23 protein-coding genes are annotated in these 23,171 nt (G+C 64.3%); 17 read left to right on the forward strand and 6 right to left on the reverse strand.

Going from position 1 to position 23,171, the window contains the following annotated elements; translation table 11 throughout:
* Positions 1–87: 87 nt before the first annotated feature.
* The 6 genes from IVB28_RS10825 (at position 88) to IVB28_RS10850 (ending at position 6,222) form a co-directional block, all read left to right on the forward strand.
* A complete protein-coding gene (locus IVB28_RS10825; protein ID WP_247526069.1) occupies positions 88–774 on the forward strand; it encodes a TetR/AcrR family transcriptional regulator in 687 nt (228 codons plus the stop codon).
* Complete coding sequence (locus tag IVB28_RS10830) at positions 771–1,559, forward strand: efflux RND transporter periplasmic adaptor subunit (RefSeq protein ID WP_247526078.1); 789 nt, start codon at positions 771–773, stop codon at positions 1,557–1,559. The genes IVB28_RS10825 and IVB28_RS10830 overlap by 4 nt, the downstream gene beginning before the upstream one ends.
* Positions 1,556–2,488: an ABC transporter ATP-binding protein gene (locus IVB28_RS10835; RefSeq protein ID WP_247526080.1), complete on the forward strand. Its 933-nt coding sequence runs from the start codon at positions 1,556–1,558 to the stop codon at positions 2,486–2,488. Before IVB28_RS10830 ends, IVB28_RS10835 begins: the two co-directional genes overlap by 4 nt.
* Positions 2,485–3,648, forward strand: coding sequence for an ABC transporter permease (locus tag IVB28_RS10840; RefSeq protein ID WP_247526081.1), 1,164 nt, complete (start codon positions 2,485–2,487; stop codon positions 3,646–3,648). Before IVB28_RS10835 ends, IVB28_RS10840 begins: the two co-directional genes overlap by 4 nt.
* Before the next feature lie 108 nt (positions 3,649–3,756).
* On the forward strand, positions 3,757–5,064 hold the full coding sequence (locus IVB28_RS10845) for an adenylate/guanylate cyclase domain-containing protein (protein WP_247526083.1): 1,308 nt from the start codon (positions 3,757–3,759) through the stop codon (positions 5,062–5,064).
* Positions 5,065–5,307: 243 nt separating this feature from the next.
* Positions 5,308–6,222 (forward strand): PhzF family phenazine biosynthesis protein, encoded by a 915-nt coding sequence (locus IVB28_RS10850; RefSeq protein ID WP_247526084.1) that lies wholly within the window; start codon positions 5,308–5,310, stop codon positions 6,220–6,222.
* 238 nt (positions 6,223–6,460) lie between these two features.
* On the opposite strand, the gene IVB28_RS10855 is transcribed toward IVB28_RS10850, so the two are convergent.
* Both IVB28_RS10855 and IVB28_RS10860 read right to left on the reverse strand, forming a co-directional pair.
* Complete coding sequence (locus tag IVB28_RS10855; protein WP_247526086.1) at positions 6,461–6,922, reverse strand: DUF488 domain-containing protein; 462 nt, start codon at positions 6,920–6,922, stop codon at positions 6,461–6,463.
* An 8-nt stretch (positions 6,923–6,930) separates the two neighbouring features.
* The gene (locus IVB28_RS10860) at positions 6,931–7,767 is read right to left on the reverse strand and encodes a DUF72 domain-containing protein (protein WP_247526087.1); all 837 of its coding nucleotides are present in this window, start codon (positions 7,765–7,767) and stop codon (positions 6,931–6,933) included.
* A gap of 103 nt (positions 7,768–7,870) precedes the next feature.
* On the opposite strand from IVB28_RS10860, the gene IVB28_RS10865 reads away from it, so the two are divergent.
* The 4 genes from IVB28_RS10865 to IVB28_RS10880 all read left to right on the forward strand — a co-directional run bounded on the left by IVB28_RS10865 (position 7,871) and on the right by IVB28_RS10880 (position 11,489).
* A complete protein-coding gene (locus IVB28_RS10865) occupies positions 7,871–8,251 on the forward strand; it encodes a hypothetical protein (RefSeq protein ID WP_247526089.1) in 381 nt (126 codons plus the stop codon).
* Positions 8,252–8,382: 131 nt separating this feature from the next.
* Complete coding sequence (locus IVB28_RS10870; RefSeq protein WP_247526090.1) at positions 8,383–8,586, forward strand: hypothetical protein; 204 nt, start codon at positions 8,383–8,385, stop codon at positions 8,584–8,586.
* 260 nt (positions 8,587–8,846) lie between these two features.
* Positions 8,847–9,980, forward strand: a complete 1,134-nt coding sequence (locus IVB28_RS10875; protein ID WP_247526092.1) for a glycosyltransferase family 2 protein — start codon at positions 8,847–8,849, stop codon at positions 9,978–9,980.
* 6 nt (positions 9,981–9,986) lie between these two features.
* Complete coding sequence (locus tag IVB28_RS10880) at positions 9,987–11,489, forward strand: glycosyltransferase family 39 protein (protein ID WP_247526093.1); 1,503 nt, start codon at positions 9,987–9,989, stop codon at positions 11,487–11,489.
* Positions 11,490–11,597: 108 nt separating this feature from the next.
* Here the strand turns inward: IVB28_RS10880 and IVB28_RS10885 are convergent, their stop codons facing one another.
* A complete protein-coding gene (locus IVB28_RS10885) occupies positions 11,598–13,484 on the reverse strand; it encodes an adenylate/guanylate cyclase domain-containing protein (protein WP_247526095.1) in 1,887 nt (628 codons plus the stop codon).
* Between the two features lie 100 nt (positions 13,485–13,584).
* A complete protein-coding gene (locus tag IVB28_RS10890) occupies positions 13,585–14,106 on the reverse strand; it encodes a FecR domain-containing protein (protein WP_247526096.1) in 522 nt (173 codons plus the stop codon).
* Between the two features lie 632 nt (positions 14,107–14,738).
* Between IVB28_RS10890 and IVB28_RS10895 the strand changes: the two genes are divergently transcribed.
* A complete protein-coding gene (locus IVB28_RS10895) occupies positions 14,739–15,821 on the forward strand; it encodes a DUF2778 domain-containing protein (protein ID WP_247526098.1) in 1,083 nt (360 codons plus the stop codon).
* 75 nt (positions 15,822–15,896) lie between these two features.
* Here IVB28_RS10895 and IVB28_RS10900 read toward each other — a convergent pair whose 3' ends face one another.
* The gene (locus tag IVB28_RS10900; RefSeq protein WP_247526099.1) at positions 15,897–16,718 is read right to left on the reverse strand and encodes an SDR family NAD(P)-dependent oxidoreductase; all 822 of its coding nucleotides are present in this window, start codon (positions 16,716–16,718) and stop codon (positions 15,897–15,899) included.
* A 22-nt stretch (positions 16,719–16,740) separates the two neighbouring features.
* Positions 16,741–17,574 carry a MurR/RpiR family transcriptional regulator gene (locus IVB28_RS10905; protein ID WP_247526102.1) on the reverse strand — a complete coding sequence of 278 codons (834 nt, stop codon included), beginning with the start codon at positions 17,572–17,574 and terminating at the stop codon, positions 16,741–16,743.
* A gap of 185 nt (positions 17,575–17,759) precedes the next feature.
* Here IVB28_RS10905 and IVB28_RS10910 point away from each other — a divergent pair, with 185 nt between their 5' ends.
* The 6 genes from IVB28_RS10910 to IVB28_RS10935 all read left to right on the forward strand — a co-directional run bounded on the left by IVB28_RS10910 (position 17,760) and on the right by IVB28_RS10935 (position 23,164).
* The gene (locus tag IVB28_RS10910) at positions 17,760–19,004 is read left to right on the forward strand and encodes an ABC transporter substrate-binding protein (protein WP_247526103.1); all 1,245 of its coding nucleotides are present in this window, start codon (positions 17,760–17,762) and stop codon (positions 19,002–19,004) included.
* 106 nt (positions 19,005–19,110) lie between these two features.
* Entirely contained in the window at positions 19,111–20,031 is a 921-nt protein-coding gene (locus IVB28_RS10915) for a branched-chain amino acid ABC transporter permease (RefSeq protein ID WP_247526105.1), read from the forward strand.
* Positions 20,032–20,034: 3 nt separating this feature from the next.
* Positions 20,035–21,078 (forward strand): branched-chain amino acid ABC transporter permease, encoded by a 1,044-nt coding sequence (locus IVB28_RS10920; RefSeq protein ID WP_247526107.1) that lies wholly within the window; start codon positions 20,035–20,037, stop codon positions 21,076–21,078.
* Positions 21,075–21,818, forward strand: a complete 744-nt coding sequence (locus tag IVB28_RS10925) for an ABC transporter ATP-binding protein (RefSeq protein WP_247526108.1) — start codon at positions 21,075–21,077, stop codon at positions 21,816–21,818. The genes IVB28_RS10920 and IVB28_RS10925 overlap by 4 nt, the downstream gene beginning before the upstream one ends.
* Positions 21,815–22,516 carry an ABC transporter ATP-binding protein gene (locus IVB28_RS10930; protein WP_247526110.1) on the forward strand — a complete coding sequence of 234 codons (702 nt, stop codon included), beginning with the start codon at positions 21,815–21,817 and terminating at the stop codon, positions 22,514–22,516. Before IVB28_RS10925 ends, IVB28_RS10930 begins: the two co-directional genes overlap by 4 nt.
* Positions 22,517–23,164 carry an ATP-binding cassette domain-containing protein gene (locus IVB28_RS10935; protein WP_247526112.1) on the forward strand — a complete coding sequence of 216 codons (648 nt, stop codon included), beginning with the start codon at positions 22,517–22,519 and terminating at the stop codon, positions 23,162–23,164.
* Positions 23,165–23,171 lie beyond the last annotated feature (7 nt).

The following is a 23,171-nucleotide window of genomic DNA, read 5'->3' on the forward strand; positions in this document are numbered from 1 at the left end:
CTAATTCATTAGTCAATACTAATTCGTTGATACTTGTAAGAGTGCGCCTGGCTTGACTATGACTGACTAGTCAGTCATATTTTGGGGATGATAAAGAGATCAAACAAGTCGGCCAACCCGTCAGCAGAGAGCGGGGGGCATACGTCCGCAGCCCAGCGCGAGCTGCCTGTGTCGAACCGCACTGCGCGCGCGCAGGAACGGCGCGCGGCCATCGTAGAGGCGGCGATGGAAGAGTTCATCGCGCGGGGCTTCGCTGCAACGCGCCTCGACGACATCGCCAAGCGCGCCGGCGTCGCCAAGGGCACGATCTACCTGCACTTCAAGGACAAGGAATCGATGTTCGAGGAGCTGGTGCGCATCGTGATCGTGCCTGTCGTGGCTCGGCTGACCGCGCTGCCGCCGCCGACGGGCTCGGTACGCGACCTCGTCGAGGGCTTTGCCAGCAACTTTCTGAAAGAGATCATCGGTACCAGGCGCGGCGATCTGGTGCGCCTGATCGTGGCGGAGGGGCCGCGCTTTCCTTCCGTTGCCGATTTCTACTACCGCGAGGTCGTCTCCCGCGGGATGGCCGCCATGCGTGGGCTGATCGAACTCGGCATCGCCCGCGGCGAGATCCAGCAGAAAAACCTTGCGAGCTATCCGCAGATCCTGGTTGCGCCCGCGATGATCGCAGTGATCTGGCAGAGCCTGTTTGCGCGGCATGCGCCGCTGGACGCGCAGGAGATGCTGCGCGTCCATCTCGATTTGATTTTTGGCGAACGGAGGACGACATGACGTCGTCGCAAGCTATTTTCAGATTGGCACTGGTCGTCGCGCTCGCAACCGGTCTTGGGGGCTGCAACGAGAAGCGCGATCCCGGCTTCCAGGGCTGGGTTGAGGCCGACATGATCTTCGTCAGCCCGGACGAAGCCGGCCGGGTGACGAAGCTCAATGTTCGGGAGGGCGACGAGGTCAAGGTCGGCGATCACCTCTATTCCGTCGACGACGATCTCCAGCTTGCCGATCTCAACCAGAACAAGGCGACGCTCGCCAATGCACAGCAGACCTATGATCGGGCGGCCGCGCTAAACAAGACCGGCTCCGGCACGCAGGCCAATCTCGATTCCGCCGTGTCATCCTTGCGCGTCGCGGAGGCCCGGGTGGCGACGTCGGAGACGCGGATGGCGCGGCGCAAGGGCTTCGCACCCGTTGCCGGCACCATCCAGCAGATCTATTTCCGCGAAGGCGAGATGGTGGCGGCGCAACGGCCGGTGCTATCGATCATGCCGCCCGGCAACATGAAATTGCGTTTCTTCGTGCCGGAGACCGCGCTGCCGAAGGTCGCGATCGGCGATATCGTGCTTATCTCTTGCGACAATTGCGCGGCCGACCTCACCGCAAAGATCTATTTCATCTCGACTTCGGCCGAATACACCCCGCCTGTCATCTACAGCCTCGATGAGCGCAACAAGCTGGTCTATTTGATCCAGGCGCGGCCATCACGCCCCGACGCCTTGCGCGTCGGCCAGCCGATCGACGTGTATCTCGATCCCAAGACTCCGGTGGCGGACAAGCGATGAACGGCGGCAACGGCATCGCGATCGACGTCAAGGGCCTGACCAAGTCGTTCGGGGGCCGCGAGGTCGTGCACGATCTGTCGATGCAGGTGAAGCGTGGCTCGATCTACGGCTTCCTCGGGCCGAACGGCTCGGGCAAGACCACGACCATCCGCATCCTTTGTGGGCTGCTCACGCCTGATAGCGGCGAGGGCACCTGTCTCGGCTACGACATCCGGCGCGATGCCGAAAAGATCAAGCGCCAGGTCGGCTATATGACCCAGCGCTTCAGCCTGTACCAGGACCTTTCGGTGCGCGAGAACCTCGAATTCGTGGCGCGGCTCTATGGCCTCACCGACGCGCGAGGTGCGGCGCGCGAGATGATCAAGCGGCTCGGGCTCTCCGGGCGCGAGGAGCAGCTTGCGGGCGAGCTCTCCGGCGGCTGGAAGCAGCGACTGGCGCTCGGGGCCTGCACGCTGCCCAATCCGCAATTGCTGCTGCTGGACGAGCCCACCGCGGGCGTCGATCCCAAGGCGCGGCGCGACTTCTGGAACGAGATTCACGCGCTCGCCGCCGAGGGCCTCACGGTACTGGTTTCGACTCACTACATGGACGAAGCCGAGCGCTGCCACGAGATCGCCTACATCGCGTACGGCCATCTGCTGACGCACGGCACGGTGGAGGAGGTGATCGCGAAATCCGCGCTGACGACCTACACCGTGACGGGGGAGGACCTCAACCGCCTCACGGCCGAGCTCACGGGCAAGCCCGGGATCGACATGGTGGCGCCGTTCGGCACCTCGCTGCACGTCTCCGGCCGCGACGTCGCGGCGCTCGAAGCCAGCATCGGGCCGTGGCGTGAGAAAAGTGGCCTGCGCTGGCAGAGATCGTCGCCATCGCTGGAGGATGTGTTCATTGAGCTGATGGGTCGCTCCAAGGACAATTTCCAATGAGCGTCGTCGATCACCCCGCACCACGCCACGAAATCCGGGAACGCTTCGGATTCCTGCGGCGCTCTTACGCGATGCTGGTCAAGGAGTTCATCCAGCTCAGGCGGGATCGCGTGTCCTTCGCGATGATCGTGATGCTGCCGGTGATGCAGCTCATGCTGTTCGGCTATGCCATCAACACCACGCCGCACCATCTGCCGAGCGCGGTGCTGCTCCAGGAAGACTCCGATCTCGCCCGCTCGATCCTGAAGGCGCTCGAGAACACCGCCTATTTCCGCTTCCTCTACGAGGTGCACGACGTCGAAGATTTCGACAATCTCCTGAAGTCCGGCAAGGTGCTGTTCGGCGTCGAAATCCCGCGCGGCTTCGAGCGCGCGGTGCGGCGCGGCGACCGGCCGGCGCTGCTGGTGGCGGCGGATGCGACCGATCCGGTGGCGGCGAGCGCGGCGATCGGCTCCCTCGGCATGGTCGTGCAGACCGCGCTCAAGCACGATCTCTATATCGGCAATCCCCCGGAGATGCCGTTCGAGATCCGCGCGCACGCCCGCTACAATCCGACCGCCGCCTCCAGCCTCAACATCGTTCCGGGTCTCGTCGGCACCATCCTCACCATGACCATGCTGATCTTCACCGCGCTGTCGGTCACGCGCGAGGTCGAGCGCGGCACCATGGAAAGCCTGCTGTCGATGCCGATCAACCCGGTCGAGGTGATGTTCGGCAAGATCGTGCCTTACGTGCTGGTCGGCTTCCTCCAGGCCTTCCTCATTATCGGCATCGGCGTCGGCTTGTTCGGCGTGCCCGTGCTCGGCAATCTGTTCCTGTTGGCGCTGCTCTCGGTGCTGTTCATCACCACCAATCTGGCGATCGGCTACACCATCTCGACGGTGGTGCAGAACCAGCTCCAGGCCATGCAGATGTCGATGATGTTCTTTCTGCCGAGCATCCTGCTGTCCGGCTTCATGTTCCCGTTCGCGGGCATGCCGGCCTGGGCGCAATATCTCGGCGAAGGCCTGCCGCTGACGCATTACCTGCGCATCGTCCGCGCCATCATGCTCAAGGGCGCGACCATGGAGAATTTGCGCTTCGACACGCTGGCGCTGGCAGCCCTGATGCTGCTCGCGATGACCATCGCCGTGACGCGCTTCCGCCGCACACTGGATTGAGGCAAACTGTTTCCCAGTCATTCCGGGGCGATGCGCTAGCATCGAGCCCGGAATCTCGAGATTCCGGGTTCACGGCTTCGCCGCGCTCCGGAATGACAAGGGGGCGGAATGGTCAGGTTTGCGAGCAGGAGGACGCGGCAGCATGCCGCGCTGTCGGAGGATTTCGAGCGCGAGCTGACGCGGGAGGTGCTGCGCACCGAGCTGCTGCGAGTGAGGACGCTGATCCTAACGGGCTGCGTCATGACCGTGCTCCTCACCTCCATCTACCTGATTGATCCGGCCGTCGTGAACCGGGTCTGGCGTGGGACGGAAGGGCTGGTCGAGGTCTACGGGCTCCTGGTCGGCTTCATCCTGTTCGAGGTCTGGGTCCACATCCAGATCAGAAAGAACCTCCGGCTTGATCGCGACCTGCCGGTGATCAGGCGCTATATCGGTGCGCTGATCGAGACGTCGCTGCCGACGGTGATCCTGATTCTGCAGATCCGGAGCATGGGCGCAAGCCAGGCGCTCGGCTTTGCGGTGCCGCTGATGTACTTCATCTTCATCGTTCTCTCGACATTGCGGCTGGATTTCCGGCTTTCGAGCTTCACCGGCTTTGTCGCCGCAGCCGAGCTGCTCGCCGTGGCGCTGATCTACGATCCCGCCAGCGGCGTCGGCGAGCCTCAGGCCTACTTTCACGCGGTGCGCAGCACCATCATTCTGATCTGCGGGGTGCTCGCGGGCGCGGTCGGTGCGCAACTCCGGCGCCAGTTTGCTGCGAGCATTGCCGCGGCCACTGCGCGCGACCGGGTGACGAACCTGTTCGGCCAGCATGTTTCCCCTCAGGTGGTGGAGCGGCTGATGGCGGCGGGAGCCAGCGCGGGCGGCGACCTTCGCCGTGTCGCCGTGATGTTCGTCGATTTCCGCGGCTTCACCGCCGGCGCGCAAACGCGCACCCCGCAGGAGGTGGTCGACCGGCTCGACGGCGCATTCGCCGTGCTGGTCGACATCCTCGACCGGCAGGGCGGCATCGTGAACAAGTTTCTCGGCGATGGCTTCCTCGCGCTGTTCGGCGCGCCGCTGGAGGCCGCCGACGCGGCGCAGCGCGCGGTCGCCGCGGGCCGCGAGATGCTGAGCGCGATGGACCGCATCAACGCACAGACGAGCTGGCCGCTTCGCATCGGCATCGGCATCCATTTCGGCGAGGTCGTGGCCGGCAATATCGGCTCGCCCCGGCGGAAGGAGTACACTGTGATCGGTGACACCGTGAACTTCGCCTCGCGGCTGGAAGCGCTGAACAAGGAGTTTGGCTCGCAGCTCCTGATCTCCGCGACAGTGCGCGAAGCGCTTGGTGATGACTGCGACGATGCCGTTGCGCTCGGCGAGGTCGAGGTGCGCGGCTATGAGCAGAAGGTCCCGGTGTTTCAATTGGGGTAGCGCGCCTTCAAATGCGAGGCGCCTTTCGTTGAAGCGCGCCGCGCTTCGGTGAAGGCGTGGGATGAATCATCTCTGCCATAGCTTTTGAGCCTTGCATTCTGGACGCCGCTTACTCGGCTTCCAACACGTCACCGCGATTGCTCCGATTGCACCGAATATTGGGGCATGACGAGCGATATCGCCGGCTTGTAGACTGTCGGCGATGCGGCCGGATCCGGCCGCGACTTGCATGAGGAACTGACGATGCAGCGCCGCTACGTCACCGTCGACGTGTTCACCGACCGCGCCTTCGGCGGCAATCAGCTCGCCGTGGTGCTCGATGCAGGCGGGCTCACGACCCGGCAGATGCAGACGATCGCCACGGAATTCAACTATTCCGAGACCACCTTCGTGCTGCCGCCGCGCGACAAGGCCAATGACGCCGAGGTGCGCATCTTCACGCCTGTCAGGGAGATGCCGTTCGCAGGTCATCCCAATATCGGCACGTCCTTCGTGCTCGCAAGCCTCGCGAAGGAGCCGAAGCCGCGCCTGCTGTTCGAGGAGAAGGCGGGACTCGTGCCGGTCGATATTTTTCGCGAGCAGGGCAGGGTGGTCAGTACCGAGCTCACCGCGCCGCAACCGCTGTCGCGGCTTGCGCAGCTTTCCGCCGAAGATGTCGCGGCCTGCATCTCGCTGACGGCCGATGACATCAGGACCGATCACCACGCGCCGCAGGTCGTCGGCGTCGGGACGCCGTTCGTGGTCGCGGAGGTGCATTCGCGCGATGCGTTGAAGCGGGCGAGGCCCGATGCGGCCGCCTTCGCCAGAGTGTTGCCGCGCGACGACGCCCGCTCGGTATGGTTCTATACCCGCGATGTGTCCGCATCCGAGGCGCCTTGCGAACGGCAGGCGCGGATGTTCATGCGTGGATCCAGCGGTCTTGTGGAGGATCCGGCCACCGGTAGCGCGACGGTCGCCGCGGCCGCGCTGTTCGCCGATCTCGATCCCTCGCGTGAGGGCGAGCTCAAGCTCACCGTCGGCCAGGGTTTTGACATGGGCCGGCCGAGCATCCTGCTGACGCGCGTGCGCAAGCAGGACGGAAAAATCGTCTCCGCCCATGTCGGCGGGCAATGCGTGCAGATGATGGAAGGAACGTTCCGGCTGGCCGGGGAGGGCTAAAGCATAATCCGGAAAAGTGCGCAGCGGCTTTCCGAAAAGATCATGCTTAAACAACAACCTAAAGCGCGATGGCGATTGATCCTAATCGCATCGCGCTTTAGCCGGTCATTCCGGGGCGCGACGAAGTGGCGAGCTACGGTGCGCAATTGCGCAGCTGAGAATCCATTTATCCACTTAACTCCGCCGTTCGATGGATTCCAGGCTCGCGCCAAAAGGCGCGCCCCGGACTGACAGCTCGCTACACCTGCCGTCCCACCAGATTCTTCACCGTCACGCCATCGCGCTCCTCGATGAGCTCCGCGATCATTTGGCGGTGGCAATGGGTGTGGTCGCGCTCGTAGCAGAGCAGGCAAACGGGGCCAGCCTTCTTCACCAGTGCCGAGAGTTCGTCCATCGCTTCCCTGGCCTCAGGCGCCTTCAGGTGCTTTGAGAAGATCTTCTCAAGCACGTCGTACTGGCCGCTGCGCGCGGCGAGGCGGCCTTCCTTCGGCGTGCCGAGTGCGGCCAGATGGACATAGGCGATGCCGCGTTCGTCGAGCCCGGCGGACAGCTGCTTCTTGGAAAAGCCGGGGCGGCGCGACGATGTCACCGCGCGCACGTCGACCACGAGCTTGACGCCGGCCTCTTCCAACTCGTCCAGCACGGCCTTGGGCGGCGTCTGCTCATAGCCGATGGTGAAGAGCTTTTTTGCCTTTGCCATGGAGCACCTCAGCTTAGCCGCGCGATCAGTTCCATGGCGCCGTGAGGTGCGCGCACCTTGCCCTCGTGGATGACGTAGGCGAACACGTCGCGCGGCTCTTTCTTCGGCTTGGCCTTGTCAACTTTCGGCAGGTCATCCGGTTCACCGCCCGAAGCCCAAGCCTGAAAGCGCTCGGCCCAGGCGTCTAACTGCTTCGGCGGGTAGCAGGTCTTGATTTCGTCATTGCCTTTCTGAAGCCGGGCATAGACGAAATCGCCGGCGACATCGGTGATGGCAGGATATTTGCCGTGCTCGGCGAACACCACAGGCGTCTCGAACTCCCGAATCAGCGCCACGAAGTCCGGTGTGCAGAAGCTGTCGTGCCGCACTTCGACGACGTGCCGTAGCGCGCGGCCCCCGAGCTTGCGGGGCAATAGTTCGAGGAACTTGCCGAAATCGGCGCCGTCGAACTTTTTCGTCGGCGCGAACTGCCAGAGCACCGGCCCGAGATGGTCGCCGAGCTCCAGCACGCCGGAATCATAAAACCGCTTGATGGAATCGCCGGCCTCGGCGAGCACACGGCGGTTGGTTGCGAAGCGCGGTCCCTTCACTGAAAACACGAATCCGTCGGGCACCTCGCTTGCCCATTTGCGGAAGCTCTCCGGCTTCTGCGAGCCGTAATAGGTGCCGTTGATCTCGATAGAGGTCAGCTTCGAGGCTGCATAAGACAGCTCCTTCGCCTGTGTGAGTTTTTCTGGATAGAACACGCCGCGCCAGGGCTCGAAGGTCCAGCCGCCGATACCGATGAAGATGTTACCGGATTTTTTAGACGCGGTTTTTGCTTTTGCCACGGAAGGATCTCGCATCGACGGGGAGGGAGGACTTTATCCTAGTCAAACGAGATGTGATTGGCCAGTTCTCGCGTCGAGTCTAAGCTCGGCAGCGCGATCTGCGAAGAAGGAGAACAAGATGCGGATGCTGGTGGTGGGAGCGGCGCTCGTCATGATGACATCTGCTGCCATAGTATCTTCAGCGATGGCGGATGATGACGATGCCAAAGGCGCGCGGAAGCTCGCCCAGCAGGGCCGCGACGATTACTGGCATTGCCTGGCGCGGGAATATTCGCGCGACAGCAATCAGGGAATGACGGAGCAGGATTTTGGCCGCTCGGTTGCCGGCGCCTGTCCGTCGGAGCGGCAATACTACCGGGTGGCGCTGCTCGACTATCTCACCACACAATATCCGAACCTTGATGCCGGCGCCCATCTCGCGACCGCAAACAGGGCAGTGGAAGCCGCGCAGAAGGACATCGTGACCGCCTTCGTCAAGCGCAGGCCGCCGGCGAAGTAGGGAAGGGCAAGTAGTGAGCAGGGCAGAAGCCAGGATTGCCTCATTCCCTACTCATCGCCCCCTCGGCAGCCCTTCCGGCTCCGCGCGCATCCGTGGTATCAGGGGGCACATCTGGAACAGGGGTGGGGTTCATGTCGTCTGAGTCGGTGGGAGGCATTTTGGGCGCGATCGTCGCCGCGACCGTGCTCGCGGTCGCCGTCGTGTTCGGGCCGATCGGCCAGTATGGCAAGCCGCCCAAACCGGCGAAAGTCGAGCCGGCCCCGGCTGCGGCCGCCGCAGCCCCTGCCGCACCCGCGCCGCGTGGCCCGATCATCCGGGAAGTGCCCAACCAATAGGGCAGAAAACGTGGTTTTCGCCCCTTGCAAAGCGATTTTGTCGTTCCTATCTAGCTTCTAACGGCGACGTTGAGCGAAAACTCCGGCGCTGGGACGACCTTGGAATAGCTTGGGCTTGCGCCGGATGTACGCGCGGCCCGCCGTTCCGGGGTCGTTGGCATTTTGGGACCCCTTTGGGTCATTTCCCACAGACCTCCCCCGGCTTGGCAGGCAGCGCAAGAGCTTGGCAGCGTAGGACGCGGCGGATATACGCTGCCGTCATGAATGAAGCGATCAGACCGGGCTCCGACAATCCGCCGCAGGCTCTCGAGGGGCCGGAACTGTCGGTCATCGTCCCGACCTTCAACGAGCGCGACAACGTCACGGTGCTGTACCGCCGGCTGGCGGCGACCCTCGCCAACGTCGTCTGGGAGGTCGTGTTCGTCGACGACAATTCGCCTGACGGCACCTGGGACGTCGTGCGCGCGCTGGCGCAGCAGGACAGCCGCGTGCGCTGTGTCCGCCGCATCGGCCGCCGCGGCCTGTCGGGCGCCTGTATCGAGGGCATCCTGGCCTCGAGTGCGCCGTTCGTCGCCGTGATCGACGCCGACCTCCAGCACGACGAAGCGCAGCTGCCGAAGATGCTGTTGCTGCTCGCAAGCGATCAGGCCGACCTCGTCGTCGGCAGCCGCTATATCGAGGGCTACAAGAGCGAGGGCTTCAACAAGCAGCGCGCCGGCGCCAGCGCGCTCGCAACCGAGTTCGCCAGGAAGATGCTGCGGGTCGAAATCGCCGATCCCATGAGCGGCTTCTTCATGATGCGCCGCGATCGCTTCGAAGAGCTCGCGCCGAAGCTGTCCGTGCACGGCTTCAAGATCCTGCTCGACGTCGTCGCGACGGCGCGCGGCGGCTTGCGGGCCGTCGAGATACCCTACACCTTCGGTGCCCGCCAGCACGGCGAGAGCAAGCTCGATTCCATGGTCGCGCTCGACTTCCTCGGTCTCGTCCTCGCCAAGCTGAGCAATGACATCGTCTCGCTGCGCTTCATCCTGTTCGCGATGGTCGGCAGCATCGGCCTCGTGGTGCACCTCACCACGCTGTTCATCGGACTTCAGCTGTTCAAGGCGCCGTTCGCGGAGGCGCAGGCCGCCGGCGCCATCGTCGCGATGACCAGCAATTTCATCCTCAACAACTTCCTCACCTATCGCGACCAGCGGCTGAAGGGCTTTGCGCTGCTGCGCGGCCTGATCGCCTTCTACATCGTGTGCAGCGTCGGCCTGCTCGCCAATGTCGGCGTCGCCTTCTCGGTGTACGACCAGGAGCCGATCTGGTGGCTGGCAGGTGCGGCCGGGGCGCTGATGGGCGTGGTGTGGAACTACGCGATGTCAGGCCTGTTCGTCTGGCGCAAGAAATAGCGCGATATGGGGGGAGCTGACGCGCGGATTGTCCGCAACACCGCGCTGCTGATTCTCGCGCTGGTGGCCCTGCGGCTGGTCGCGGCCGCGTTCACGCCTGTTACCTTCGACGAAGCCTATTACTGGATGTGGTCGAAGAATCTGGCGGGCGGTTACTACGATCATCCGCCGATGGTCGCCTATGTCATCCGTGCCGGCACCATGATCGCCGGCGACACCGAGCTCGGCGTCCGCCTGGTCTCGATCTTGCTGGCGCTGCCGATGAGCTATGCGGTCTATCGCTCCGCCGCGATCCTGTTCGGCGGCGCGCGGGTGGCCGCGGCCAGCGCCATCCTGCTCAACGTGACCATGATGGCCTCGGTCGGCACGCTGATCGTGACGCCCGATGCGCCGCTGCTGGTCGCCTCCAGCTTCGTGCTGTTCTTCCTCGCCAAGGTGCTGGAGACCGGCCGCGGTGCCTGGTGGCTCGCAGTCGGCGCGGCCGTCGGCGTGGCGCTGCTGTCGAAATACACCGCGATGTTCTTTGGGCTGGCGATCCTGATCTGGCTCGCTGCCGTCCCGAAACTACGGCGCTGGTTTCTCTCGCCGTGGCCCTATCTCGGTGGCCTCGTTGCGCTCGCGCTGTTCGCCCCGGTGATCCTCTGGAATGCGGACCATCAATGGGTCTCCTTCGCAAAGCAGCTCGGCCGCGCGAAGATCGAGGACTTTCGCCCGGTCTTTATCGCCGAGTTGATCCCGACCCAGATCGCCTTCGCAACCCCGCTCGTGTTCATTCTCGGGGCGATGGGCCTGCACGCGCTGACCTGGCGGCGCGCCGGCGCGCTGGCCTCGCGCGTGCTGATCGAGACGATGTTCTGGACCATCGTCGCCTATTTCGTCTGGCATTCGCTGCATGCCCGCGTCGAGGCCAACTGGTTTGCGCCGGTCTATCCACCCTTCGTCATCGCGGCGGCCGCCGCCGCCAACCTCGTGCAGTGGAAACCGCGTGCGCGGCGCCTGGTGGATTTCTGCCTGCGCTGGGCCGCGCCGGTCGGCATCGTGATGTTTGCCGCGCTGATTGTGCAGGCCAACACCGGCTGGCTCTCCGGATATCGCCGCGATGCCACCGTGCGCAGCGTCGGGGTCGGCTGGCGCGAGCTTGCCGCGGGAATCGAAGCCGTCCGCGCGCATCATGGCGCGACCTGCGTGCTCGCGCAGGACTACGGCACCACGGGCTGGCTCGCCTTCCACTTGCCGCGCGGCACCTGCGTGGTGCAGCAGAACCAGCGCATCCGCTGGGTCAACATGGGCGAGCCGGATCCAAAGCTGCTTGCGGGCAAGCTGCTCTATGTCGACGAGCTGCGCCCGGAGGGGCATCCTGTCCTCAACGACCTCTTTGCCAAGGTTACGCAGGTTGCGCAATTGCAGCGCAAGCGCGGGCCACTCGTGGTCGAGACCTACGGCATCGAGCTGCTGGAAGGCGCCAAGGGCGACGTACTGGACCGCTCACCGCCGCCGGAAGCGCGCTAAAGCATGATCCGGAAAAGTGCGCAGCGGTTTTCCGAAAAAGATCATGCTTGGACAACAAACCTAAAGCGCGATGGCGATTCATCCTAATCGCATCGCGCTTTAGCCGCCTCAGTCGATCATTTCGGCCCTGGCTGCTGCCTGGTCCGGCCGGTCCTGGTCGCGCCAGAACCACACGGTCACGATGCCTGAGCGGCCGCGGACCTGGGCGAGCAGGGGGCCTGACAGAACGCCGTCGGGTGCCACGTGGAAGTCGGCCGCATCGAGCAACGGGTCGCTCAGCGCGAGCCGCGCGCCATTCTGAACGGCGACCTCCATCAGCCGGCTCGCGACGTTGACGGTGTCGCCTGTCGCCGTGATGTGCTGGTGACTTTCGCCGAGGCGGGAGGCGACGATCTCGCCGAAATGCGCGCCGATCTTGAAGCTGAGCCGATCGCCGATTGCTGATGGCAGCGAGGCAATCCAGCGGTCGACGCCGCGATGCAGGTCGATCGAACATTTCAGCGCGCGTGCCGCATCATCGGGCATCGCGCCTGGCAGTCCGAACAGGATCATGGCGCCATCACCAAGAAAGCCGGTGATCGTGCCGCCGCAAGCGACCGCGGTCTTGTCGATCAGCGCGTGAAATGTCTTCAGGATCTCCTGGACCGCGTCCGGATCGGTCCGTTCGCTCAGGGCCGTGAAGCCGGAGAGATCGATGAACACCACGGCGGCGTTTTGCCGGACGGGCTTTGACAGAAAATCCGGATCGCGCGCCAACCATTCCTGCACCGCAGGCGCCTGGAACCTGGCGAGCGAATTGCTCTTTGCAGCGAGATATTGCGTGCGGCGGCCCCCGGCCCACAGCTGGACACCGGCGAAGATCGCAAGCGGGGGCACCGCGGCGGCAAGCGTGGTTGCTGCATTCAGCCAGATGCCATGCGTGAACGCGAACGTATTGAGTCCGGCCCAGGCGATCATCACCGCCGCCGCCGCCATGATGCCGAGCGCGCTGCGCCGCCAGGCCAGCAATCCCACCAGCAACATCGGCAGCAGGATCGCAGCAAGCGCGTCCGCGATACGAACCCTGCGGTCGCGCACGACGCCATCGCCGGCAACGAGATGCGTGATCGCAGTCGCGACCACCTCGACACCGGGCATCAGGGAATCGAACGGTGTCGGATAGAAATCGCCGCCGCCGGCAACGGAGGCGCCGATCACGACGATCCGGTTCTCGATCACGGCGCGATCGAGTGTGCCGTCGAAGATGCTCTGCGCACTGACGGTGCGGATGGTGCGTCGCGGACCATAATAGGTGATCGGCAGCGCGAAATCGGTGTCGGTCGGCACGGCGCGGTCGCCGAGCATGAGATGATCCGGCGCGATCGTCAGCGGCTTGTCGAGCGCGCGGCTGGCGACGCGCAAGGGGAACGACAGCTCGACCTTGTCGTGCGTCCGGAACAGCATCGGCACCGAGAGAGGTGAGCCCGACTGCCCCGTCGCGACGTTGACGACGCCGACCTCGGCGTGGTCGGCAAACGCCGGCAATGGCAGCAAGAAGCGTTCTGCCTGCGGCAGTACGGCGAGGGGGCCCTGGCTGCTGGCGTCGACGGTCTCGCTGGCGCTGGGAAAGATCGCCGCGGCGGCGAGCACCATGGGGCCGGTGGCGAGCGTGTTTGCCAGCGTGGCATCCCCGATCGCGGCGCTGCGGTCGACCAGCAGCAGGTCGATCGCGACGACCTTCGGCTTGAACTGCACGATGGTATCGACGACACGGGCGAGGTCCGCGCGCGGCAACGGATAGCTGCCGCCGCGCTTCACCACAGTATCGTCGATCGCGACTATGGTGACGAGATCAGGCGGACGCTGCACGCCGCGGACCTGGGTCCGCCAATCGGTCAGCGTCGCTTCGAGGCCGTCGAGAAAGCGCAGATGGCCGCCTGCGTGCGCGGCATAGATGCCCGCGCCCCACAGCGCGGTGAGGACGAGGGCCACCAGGATCTGAACGCGTCTAGTCACTACGTACTGCAATCTTCTTTGTTCTAAGTTCTGTCGACCAAGCCTTGTCGTGCAAGCCTTATCGTCTAAGTTTTAGCGTCCAAGTCTTATCGACCAAGTCTTATCGACCAAGTCTTGCCATCAGCGCGTCGACGCGCGGTTGGCCCCATGTCTTGACGGTCAACGGGCCGGTCGCTTCGACGTCGACGCCTTCGCCGGGGCCTAGAACGACGCCGCGCCCGCGGGTCCTGCGGCTGACGCCGACACGGCCGTCAGCGACGAAGACGGATGTCTTGGTCTCAGCGACATCGACGGCCCATCTGGTGCCGCGCACCGCGGCAATCGCCTGCGGGGTCAGCACCTTGAAGGGATTGCCGCCGGGCTTCCTGGGCACCTCGATCAGCAGCGCTTTGCTGCTCAATTCCACGGAGTCTATATGTCCGTCGCGGTTGGCGTCCTTAAGTTCAAATCTGGCGCCGTTTTCTGCAACGATTGTGATGCCGTTGTCGCAGCGCCAAATCTGTGTGCTCGCGGTGGAAACCGACGCTGTGCAACCGGCATTGACAGGCTGCGCGGCCGCATATCCCGTCAATAAAGACAACCAGGCCAGGGCGTAACATCCGGCGTGCGCGAACCTTCTCAAGCCAGCCTCCGTTTGCATGCGCGGCACAGTTCAAAGCGATATTGATACGGTACCGTATCACACGCAGAGGCTGCCGAAAAGCGCCGCTCTACGAGTTATTTCCTTCGCATAGCCTTTTCCAGAGCGGCGCGATCAACTTTCAGTCAGGGACCGTGGCACCTGAGTGCCGCGCGGCGCGAGATGATGGGCATGCGCGGCCACCGCGAGCGGCCATGATGCCAGCCTCGCGCAATGCTCCCCCGTCATCGTGCGGGCATTAAAGACCACGAAAAGGACTTGGTTGGATGCGCTTAGAGAGGCGGCCGGAGACGTCCGCTAATGCGCCGATCCGGCCGAGAATTTATGGTTAACAGACGCGCCTAAGTCCGTAGCTTTGCGGACTTTTTCTCAGAATGAGACAGCGTCGACGAGCTGCCCTACATCCGCCCGAACTTAATCCGCATTTAACTAAAAGTCGCCTTAATGACGCTCCGCCCCTCTGCGAGATGCTGTTCCCGGATCGTGACCAGCGGCACTTTGAAGGGGGACCGAGTGACACCGTCCTGGACGCAAGGCGAATGAGTAAGAGTATCGCTACGCAGAGTAACGCGGCACGGAAGTCCAAGAATTCTCTTCGGAAGTCTTCCCGGAAAATGACCAGGACCAATTGGCTTGGCGCCGCGGCGATCGGCTGCGTCGTGATGGGCGCCGGCTGGACCATCTACAACAACGTGCTCGGCGCCAGCGTCTATCCGACGGTCGGCAGCATTGGCTACGATGAGCCGGTGATCAAGCGTGCACCCAAGGTCGCGCTGCGCGAGGTCGGCGACGCCATCAAGGAAACTTTTGCGCTCCTGCCTGACCGGTTGCAGGTCGCCACGCCGATTTCGCGCGAGATGTTCAACGAACGCTTTGCCGCGGCGGCGACGCAGGGCGTGACCTCGAATGCGGCCAGCGCCGCGCCAGCGATCCAGGTTGCGGTCGCCAAGGACGCGCCGAAGCAGAGCGTGATCGCGAAGGTCGCGGAAGCGCTGAAGCCGTCGGCACCGACCAAAACCAGTGACAAGACAACGGACAAGGCCAAGCGCGCTCCGGATGCCCAGATGCAGCTTGCCTCGGCCGATCCGGCCCAGATCGTGCCGGCACCCGAGGCGAAGCCGAAGTCGATTGCCGACCGCGCCAAGGCGGCGGTGATGTCGATCACGGGCCCTCGTCCCTCGATGGTCGAAAAACTCTGGGGCAAGCGCGAGCCGTCCGGCGGGCTGCTCGCTTATGCCTCGGCCGATGCCAGCATCACTGCGTCCATCGCGCCGAAGGAGCAGAATCCGATGCTGGGCGGCGCGCCGCCCTATGAGCGCGATACCGCGGTCTACGACATCACTGCCAAGACGGTGTATCTGCCCGACGGCACCAAGCTCGAGGCGCATTCCGGCCTCGGCTCCAATCTCGACGATCCGCGCTCCCAGCGCACCCGCATGCGCGGCGTGACACCGCCGCACATCTACACGCTGAAGCCGCGCGAGGCGCTGTTCCACGGCGTGCCCGCGCTGCGCCTGACCCCGATCGGCGGCGAGAGCGCGATCTACGGCCGCGACGGCCTGCTCGCCCACACCTTCATGCTCGGGCCGAACGGCGATTCCAACGGCTGCGTGTCGTTCAAGGACTATTACGCGTTCCTCGATGCCTACCGCAACAAGGGCATCCGCAAGCTCGCGGTGCTGGCGCGCGTGGAGTGATCTGGGCTCATTCGCGATGATGCAAAAGGGCCGCTTGCTGCGGCCCTTTTCCTTTTCGTGTGCCGCGGACCTGTCTCAGCCTGGCCAGCACTGTCCGCCGCCGTCGATCCGCAGCACCTGGCCGGAGACGAACGCGCCCATGGGACCTGCGAAGAACTCGACGACGCGTGCGACCTCGTCCACGGTGGCGATACGGTCGAGCGTGCCGGTCTCGACCATCCTGTCAGGGTCCACCGCGCGCGTGCCGAGGAAGCGGCCGGTGCGGGTATCGCCGGGCGCGATGCAGTTGACGGCGATGTCGTAGGGGCGCAGCTGGTCGGCGAGGCATCGCGTGTAATGCGTCACGCCGGCCTTCGAGACCGCATAGATCGAGCCGTTGGTGCGTCCCTTGAAAGCAGCGACCGAGCCAAGCGTGACGATGCGGCCGCGCCGGCGTTCCATCATTCCCTTGGCGGCCGCCTGGCAGGTCAGGATGGTCGAGAGCAGATTGCGCTCCAGCACCGCGCGCACGTCGGCCTCCTTGATGTGGACCGCGTCGTTCGGATCGGGTTTGCCGCCCCCGGCCGCGATGTCGCCGCCGGCATTGTGCACGAGGATGTCGATCGGGCCTAGCGCGGCTTCAGTCTCGGCAATCACGCGCGCGATGTCCTCGCCCTTGGTGAGATCGCCGAGCACACGCTGGCTGCGGACGCCGAATTGCCGGTCGATCTCGGCGGCCACCGCGGTCAGCGTCGTGCCTTCGCCATATTCCGCCGGCCCGTTCTCGCGCATGCCGTGGATGGCGACGTCGGCGCCGAGCTCTGCAAGCTTCTCCGCGAAGGCGCGTCCGAGGCCGCGGCCAGCGCCGGTCACCAGCGCCACTTGGCCTGCCAATACTTTCCCGTCATGTGCTGCCATGATCTTCTCCTGTTGTGAAACCCTAATCGGCCGCGAGGTCGAGGCCGATCGCCATCGCCTGCACGAGACACATCGGTGCGACCAGCGTGCGCAGCGCCGGCTCCGGCATGTCCTGGATCTCGAACACAACATGCGCGCCTTCGACAATCGGGCTCAACAGGCTGTCGGTGATGGAGATGGTGGGGACGCCGCGCGCGACCAGTTCGGGAAACAGCCGTGCCGTGTCGGGATAGTAGTTCCGGAAGCTGATCGCGACCAGTGCGTCCTCCACGGTTGCGGCATGCGACTGCTCGTGGATGCTGCCACCGGTGCCGTCGAGCAGGACGACGCGCCGTCCGAGCTTGCGCAGCACATAGGCGAGGTGGGTCGCAACCGGAAACGAGCCGCCAAGGCCGAGCAGATAGATGTCGCGCGCTTTCGCAAGGATGCCGGTTGCGGCGTCGAGCTCGCGCGCATGCACGGACTGGCTCAGCGCGACCAGCGAGGATTGCGCTTCCGAGACGAAGCGCGACAGCACCGCGGCCGGCCGGCGCCCGAGCACCGATTTCTCCTCGCTCTTCATGCGGGCGAGCCGCGCCTTGTAGCTCGGCGCGACGCCGGCAACGAGGCGTGAGCGGAACACCTGCTGCATTTCCGTGAAGCCACCGAATCCGAGCGCGTGGGCGAAGCGAACGATCGCCGACGGCGGCACGCCCGAACGCTGCGCCACCTCCGCCACAGTTCCGAGCGCGACGTCCGTCGGGTGATCGAGCACGAACTCCGCGATCTGCTGCAACCGGCCGGACAGCGCCCGGTGCCGCTGCGCAATCGCGCCGCGCAGCTCGTCGTAGCTCATCGCGCCTTCTGACTTGTTCATTGCCTCGATTCTCTCCGGATCGGTCGCTGTTTAACGGCATTTCGCGGTTTGGACCAAATATTCCACTTTACATAACAAATGGAATGAATATTCTAATCCCACAAAAAAGCAAAAGATTTCGAAAACGGGAGGAAACGATGAGAGGGCGTCAGATCTCACGGCGAAGCGTTTTGAAGGGCAGCTTGATGGCGAGCGTCATCGGCGGCACCGGCAGCTTCTTTGGTCCGTGGAAAGAGAATCACGCGTGGGCGCAAGGTGCAAAGCCGATCAAGCTGGGGCTGACCTGCGATGCCAGCGGTCAATACGGCAACAGCGGCCAGGATGATTTCCGCGGCATCAAGATGGCGATCGACGAGTTCAACGCCAAAGGCGGCGTGCTCGGCCGCCAGGTCACCTACATCACTGCGGATACCGAGACGACGCCGGCCACCGGCAGCCGCGTCGCCGAACGCTTCATCACCCGCGAGGACTGCACCATCCTGATCGGCGCGCTGCATTCCGGCGTCGCCAACGCCATCACGCAGGTCGCGAGCAAATACGGCGTGATCTACATGAACACCAATTCCTCCGCGCCGAGCGAGGCCGGAGAGAACTGCTCGCGCGTGAAATTCGTCTGGGACGGCAACGGCACCAATTTCTCCAAGGCGTCGGTCAAGAACGCAGTCGATTCCATCGGCAAGAACTGGATGCTGCTGACCAACGACTACGTGTGGGGTCACACCACGTCTGCCGCGACCAAGGCGCAGGTGGAGGCGGCCGGCGGCAAGATTCTCGACAATCTCCTGGTGCCGCAGAACACGCGGGACTTCACCGCTTATCTGTTGAAGATCCAGCAGGCCAAACCAGACGTGGTCGCGACCGCGATCGGCGGCGACGACATCAAGGCATTACGCGAGCAGGTGGCGCAGCTCAAGCTCGACGGCAAGCCGGCCTGGATCAACAACCAGCAGGACTGGCCCGATGTCTGGGGCGCGCCCGACAGCCTGTTCGGCGTGTTCGGCACCACGTGGTATCACAAGCTGCAGCTGCCCGGTGTCGCCGAGTTCGTCAAGAAATGGCAGGCCGCCAACAAGGATGGCCCGATCCCGGTGCCGGGCAACGTCTCCTACAACGGCTACATGTCCACGCGCGAATTGCTCCGTGCGATCGAGCGGGCAGGGTCGACCAACAACGTCAAGATCATCAAGGAGCTCGAGAACCTCAAGGTCTCCGCGACCGATCGCATGCAGCATTTCGACGCCTACATGGATCCGATGACGCATCAGATGCAGCAGACGATCTATCTGGCGCGCCGCAACGCCAAGCCGGCCGACAATACCGACCTGTACGAGCTCATTAGCTGGACCGAGCCGAAATCGGCCGCCGACGATACTGCACCCGGCAAGTGCAAGCTCACGCCCTACGAGCAGGTGCCGACCGTCGATTCCTAGAGACGACCCGCCACGTCGCAGAACGGACGGCGCGCAAACCGCGCGCCGCGTGCCCGGGTCATCTGTGTCCCGGGTGTGAGCAAATGCCAGTTGCGAGATCCAGACCTTGTTCGACCTTCTTCCGCATCTCCTCAATGGCCTGACGCTCGGCCTCTTGTTCGCGCTGATCGCGCTCGGATTTATGCTCATCGTCGGGCTGATGGAGCAGATCAACCTTGCGCACGGTTCTCTGTTCGCGCTCGGCGCCTATGTCGCCATGCAGCTGACCGGACCGCGGCCGCCGTTACCGGCCGATCTTGCCAAGGTGTGGCTGGCGCTCCCGCTCGGCTGGCGCTACGCAGCGACGCTGGTCATCGCGCCCGCGGTCGTAAGCCTGGTGGGCATGCTGATCGAGTTCTGCATGCGTCGCACCTACGGCAAGGATCCACTTTACGGACTGCTCCTGACCTTCGGGGCCGCGATGGTGATCGAGGAGCTGATCCGCCTGGTCTGGGGCACGCGCGACTATGTGCTGCAGGTGCCGTCCGCCATCAATGGCGGCTTTCTGTTCGGCGATCTGATCTGGTCGACCTACCGCTTCTACGCCGCCGGCATCGCGGCCGGGGTCATCGGCCTGGTCTGGCTGCTGATCGAAAAGACCTCGTTCGGCGCGACCGTCAAGGCCGGCGCTCATGACAGCGAGATCGTCCGCGCGCTCGGCATCAACCTGTCGCGATTGCGCCTGCTGGTCTTCGTGTTCGGCACCATGCTGGCCGCGGTCGCCGGCATCATCGTCGCGCCGATCTGGGGCATCCGTCCGCATATGGGCGTCGATGCCGTCATCCCCGCATTCCTGGTGATTGTGCTTGGTGGCATCGGCAGTTTCTGGGGCGCAGTCGTGGCCGGATTGCTGGTCGGGCTCTGCGTCGGGCTTGCCGGCGCCTATGCGTCCGAATGGTCGCTGCTGTCGATGTACATCCTGCTCGTTGCCGTCGTGACCTTCCGTGCGCGGGGCCTGTGGGGCAAGAAAAGCGTGCTCGAGGCCTGAGGAATGATTGTGGGATCAAAAGCTTCATCCGACGCCGCGCGCCTCGTCACGCCGACGATGCTGGTGCTCTGGCTCGTGCTGGCAACGCTACCGCTCTGGATCACGCGGATCGGGCTCTATCCTTATCTGGGAATTGAGATCCTGATCTGGTCCCTCTATGCGCTGGCGTTCAACCTGGTGCTGGGCACGGCCGGACTTCCGTCGTTCGGACATGGCGCCTATTTCGGCATCGGGGCCTATGCATTCGGGCTCTGCCAGCTCGATATTGCTGCCAATCTCTGGGTCTGTCTTGCTGCCGCAGCTGCCGCGGCTGGGCTTGCCGGAGTGCTGGTGGCGCTGTTCATCTCGCACCGGCGCGGCATCTACTACGCCTTCATGACGATCGCCTTTGGCCAGATCTTCTGGACCCTGGCAATCAAGTCGCACCGGATCACCGGCGGCGAGGACGGACTTCTCAAGATCAAGCGGCTGCCGGCCGATTTCGGCCTGGTGTCGTTCGACCTCACCGACAACGTCGCATTCTACTATTTCGTGCTCGCCGTCTTCGCGGTCGGGACGGCCGCATTGTGGCGACTTGTGCACTCGCCCTATGGCCGCGTCGTCGCTGCGATCAAGCAGAGCGAGATTCGCGCCGCCCATCTCGGCTATGATGTGTGGCGCTACAAGGCATCGGTCTTCGCGCTGTCGGCTGCCGTGTCCGGCTTTGCCGGCGGACTGTTCGCGATGGCGCAACTCGCCGCCTTCCCAGATGTCATGAGCTTGCATCAATCCGGCTACGTGGTGATGATGACGCTGGTCGGCGGCGGCCTTGTCAGCTTCTGGGGCCCGGTGATCGGCGTATTTCTCTTCCTCATCGCGCGCGACGTGATCGGTGCGTTGACCAACGCCTGGATGCTCTATTTCGGTCTGCTGTTCATCGCCATCGTGCTGTTCCGTCCAGAAGGCATTGCCGGCGCGCTCTCGGCCGCCGTGCACCGGCATTCCCTCGATGCGCTGCGGCGCCGCGGCACGTCAGCGATGCGGCTGTTGGCCGGAGGCGGGCGATGAGCATGATCGAGGCTGCAGGCGTGCACGTCCGATTCGGTGATCGCGTCGTGCTGGAAAGCGTCGATCTTGCGGTTGCCGAGGGCGAGTTTCACGGCGTGATGGGCCCCAACGGGGCGGGCAAGACCACCTTCTTCAACGTCCTCACGGGCAGAGTGAAGCCGAGCCGCGGCAAAGTCCTGCTTGGCGGGGAGGATGTCACGGGATTGCCCCCGCACCGCATTGCCGCCAAGGGCATCGCCCGCTCGTTCCAGATCATGACGCTGTTCGACGAGTTCTCCGCCCGCGACAACGTCATGATGGGCCTGCCCGAGTTTCGCGCCCGTGGCCTCGATGTTGCCCGTGCCGCGGCCGGCGATAGCCAGTTTGCAACGAAGGCATCCGAAGCGCTTGCCGCAGTGGGGCTTGTCGATAGGGGCGACATCCGAGCCAGGGACCTCTCCTATGGCGACCGCCGCGCGCTGGAGATCGCGGTGGCGCTGGCGCAGGCGCCCCGCGTGCTGTGCCTGGACGAGCCAACCTCCGGCCTCGGCTCCGACGGCGTGCAGCGCCTCGCCGCGCTTGTCGCGCGTTTGAAAGGCAAGCTCACCATCGTCGCGATCGAGCATGACATGGAGTTTCTGTTCTCGCTCGCCGACCGCATCTCGGTCATCCATTGGGGTCAGGTGGTCGCGCGCGGCACGCCGCACGAGTTGCAACAGAACGACTGGGTACGCCGCTCCAATCTCGGGAAGTTCGCATGATCCTCGAAGTGGATGGGGTAGATACTTTCTACGGCGAAACCCAGGCGCTGTTCGGGGCCTCGCTCGCCATCCCGCAAGCCAAGGTGTTTGCGCTCCTCGGACCTAACGGCGCCGGCAAGACCACCATGCTGCGTTCGATTCTGGGATTGTCGCGCCCGCGCCGCGGCGCCGTCCGTTTCGACGGGCGCGACGTGACGCATAATCCGACCCATGAGATCGCGCGCGCGGGCGTCGGCTGGGTGCCGGACGATCGGCGACTGTGTCCGACCTTGTCGGTGGCGCGCAACCTGGCGATCGCGCAGAAGCGTACGCGCTTTCGCAACTGGAGCGTCAAGGAGGCCGCTGCGATCTTCTCGCCGCTCGAATATCTCATGGAGCGTGATTGCGAGAACCTCTCGGGCGGCGAGATGCAGATGGTCGCCATTGCGCGCGCGTTGGTCGGCTCGCCCGGGCTGGTGCTGTTCGATGAGCCGAGCCAGGGCCTGGCGCCGAAAATCGTCGGCGACGTGCTCGCCACCATCTTGCGCATGAAGGACGAGGGCATCGCCTCGCTGGTTGTGGAGCAGAATGCCGAGATCGCACTGTCGGTCGCAGACCATGCCGCCGTGATCGATCGCGGCCGGATCGTCTGGACCGGCGAAGCCGCTGTCCTGCGCGATGATCGTTCCCTTCGGCAGCGCCTGCTGGGAGTACAATAAGTGGCCGCACCGCTGCTCGTGCTCGATGATATCCGCAAGGTCTATACGAAGGGCCGCATCATCCGTCATCCGACCTTCACGCTTCAGGCAAACCTGTCGCTGGATGAGCCCGGCATCGTCGGTGTCGTCGGGCCGAACGGTGCCGGCAAGACGACCCTGTTCGAGATGATGACCGGCTCCAACGCGCCGACGTCGGGGCGCGTGCTGGTAGCGGGAACGGACATCCACGGCGTGAAGTATCGCGAGCGCGACCGGCTCGCGATCCACTATCACCAGTCCTATCAGGTCAGGCGGTTCCGCAAGCGCGTTCCATCCGCCTTGCTGGCGCCGTCGCCGACCCGGACGCCGCTGGTTCACCTGTTCGACGAACCGCAGTTCAACCTGCAGGACGGCTATATCGGCTTCATGCTCGATTTCTTCCGCAAGCTGCGAGACGAGGGCAAGCTGGTCATCCTCTGCATGCATCCGACGGCGAGCTGGCACCTCGACGTCCTCGCCGAGATCGCCGGGCAATTCCTGTTCGTGGCCGGCGGTGGGGTGAGCCGGATCGCGGACTTCCGTGAGCTGAGCGCCGAGCCGCGCTTCCGCGCCTATCTCGGCCCCGAGATGACGCGCGCCGCGGACGCTATCTGTCACAGTTCGACGTAAAAGGAGA

It is taken from the genome of Bradyrhizobium sp. 199 (assembly GCF_023073355.1).
Classification (GTDB): domain Bacteria; phylum Pseudomonadota; class Alphaproteobacteria; order Rhizobiales; family Xanthobacteraceae; genus Bradyrhizobium.

Coding starts and splice junctions, on each gene's coding strand:
- IVB28_RS10910 (WP_247526103.1), top strand. CDS start 17,760: ATGGCGAGCGTCATCGGCGGCACCGGCAGCTTCTTTGGTCCGTGGAAA.
- IVB28_RS10865 (WP_247526089.1), top strand. CDS start 7,871: ATGCGGATGCTGGTGGTGGGAGCGGCGCTCGTCATGATGACATCTGCT.
- IVB28_RS10895 (WP_247526098.1), top strand. CDS start 14,739: ATGACCAGGACCAATTGGCTTGGCGCCGCGGCGATCGGCTGCGTCGTG.
- IVB28_RS10840 (WP_247526081.1), top strand. CDS start 2,485: ATGAGCGTCGTCGATCACCCCGCACCACGCCACGAAATCCGGGAACGC.
- IVB28_RS10875 (WP_247526092.1), top strand. CDS start 8,847: ATGAATGAAGCGATCAGACCGGGCTCCGACAATCCGCCGCAGGCTCTC.
- IVB28_RS10850 (WP_247526084.1), top strand. CDS start 5,308: ATGCAGCGCCGCTACGTCACCGTCGACGTGTTCACCGACCGCGCCTTC.
- IVB28_RS10825 (WP_247526069.1), top strand. CDS start 88: ATGATAAAGAGATCAAACAAGTCGGCCAACCCGTCAGCAGAGAGCGGG.
- IVB28_RS10830 (WP_247526078.1), top strand. CDS start 771: ATGACGTCGTCGCAAGCTATTTTCAGATTGGCACTGGTCGTCGCGCTC.
- IVB28_RS10900 (WP_247526099.1), bottom strand. CDS start 16,718: ATGGCAGCACATGACGGGAAAGTATTGGCAGGCCAAGTGGCGCTGGTG.
- IVB28_RS10880 (WP_247526093.1), top strand. CDS start 9,987: ATGGGGGGAGCTGACGCGCGGATTGTCCGCAACACCGCGCTGCTGATT.
- IVB28_RS10925 (WP_247526108.1), top strand. CDS start 21,075: ATGAGCATGATCGAGGCTGCAGGCGTGCACGTCCGATTCGGTGATCGC.
- IVB28_RS10920 (WP_247526107.1), top strand. CDS start 20,035: ATGATTGTGGGATCAAAAGCTTCATCCGACGCCGCGCGCCTCGTCACG.
- IVB28_RS10835 (WP_247526080.1), top strand. CDS start 1,556: ATGAACGGCGGCAACGGCATCGCGATCGACGTCAAGGGCCTGACCAAG.
- IVB28_RS10905 (WP_247526102.1), bottom strand. CDS start 17,574: ATGAACAAGTCAGAAGGCGCGATGAGCTACGACGAGCTGCGCGGCGCG.
- IVB28_RS10930 (WP_247526110.1), top strand. CDS start 21,815: ATGATCCTCGAAGTGGATGGGGTAGATACTTTCTACGGCGAAACCCAG.
- IVB28_RS10855 (WP_247526086.1), bottom strand. CDS start 6,922: ATGGCAAAGGCAAAAAAGCTCTTCACCATCGGCTATGAGCAGACGCCG.
- IVB28_RS10860 (WP_247526087.1), bottom strand. CDS start 7,767: ATGCGAGATCCTTCCGTGGCAAAAGCAAAAACCGCGTCTAAAAAATCC.
- IVB28_RS10870 (WP_247526090.1), top strand. CDS start 8,383: ATGTCGTCTGAGTCGGTGGGAGGCATTTTGGGCGCGATCGTCGCCGCG.
- IVB28_RS10845 (WP_247526083.1), top strand. CDS start 3,757: ATGGTCAGGTTTGCGAGCAGGAGGACGCGGCAGCATGCCGCGCTGTCG.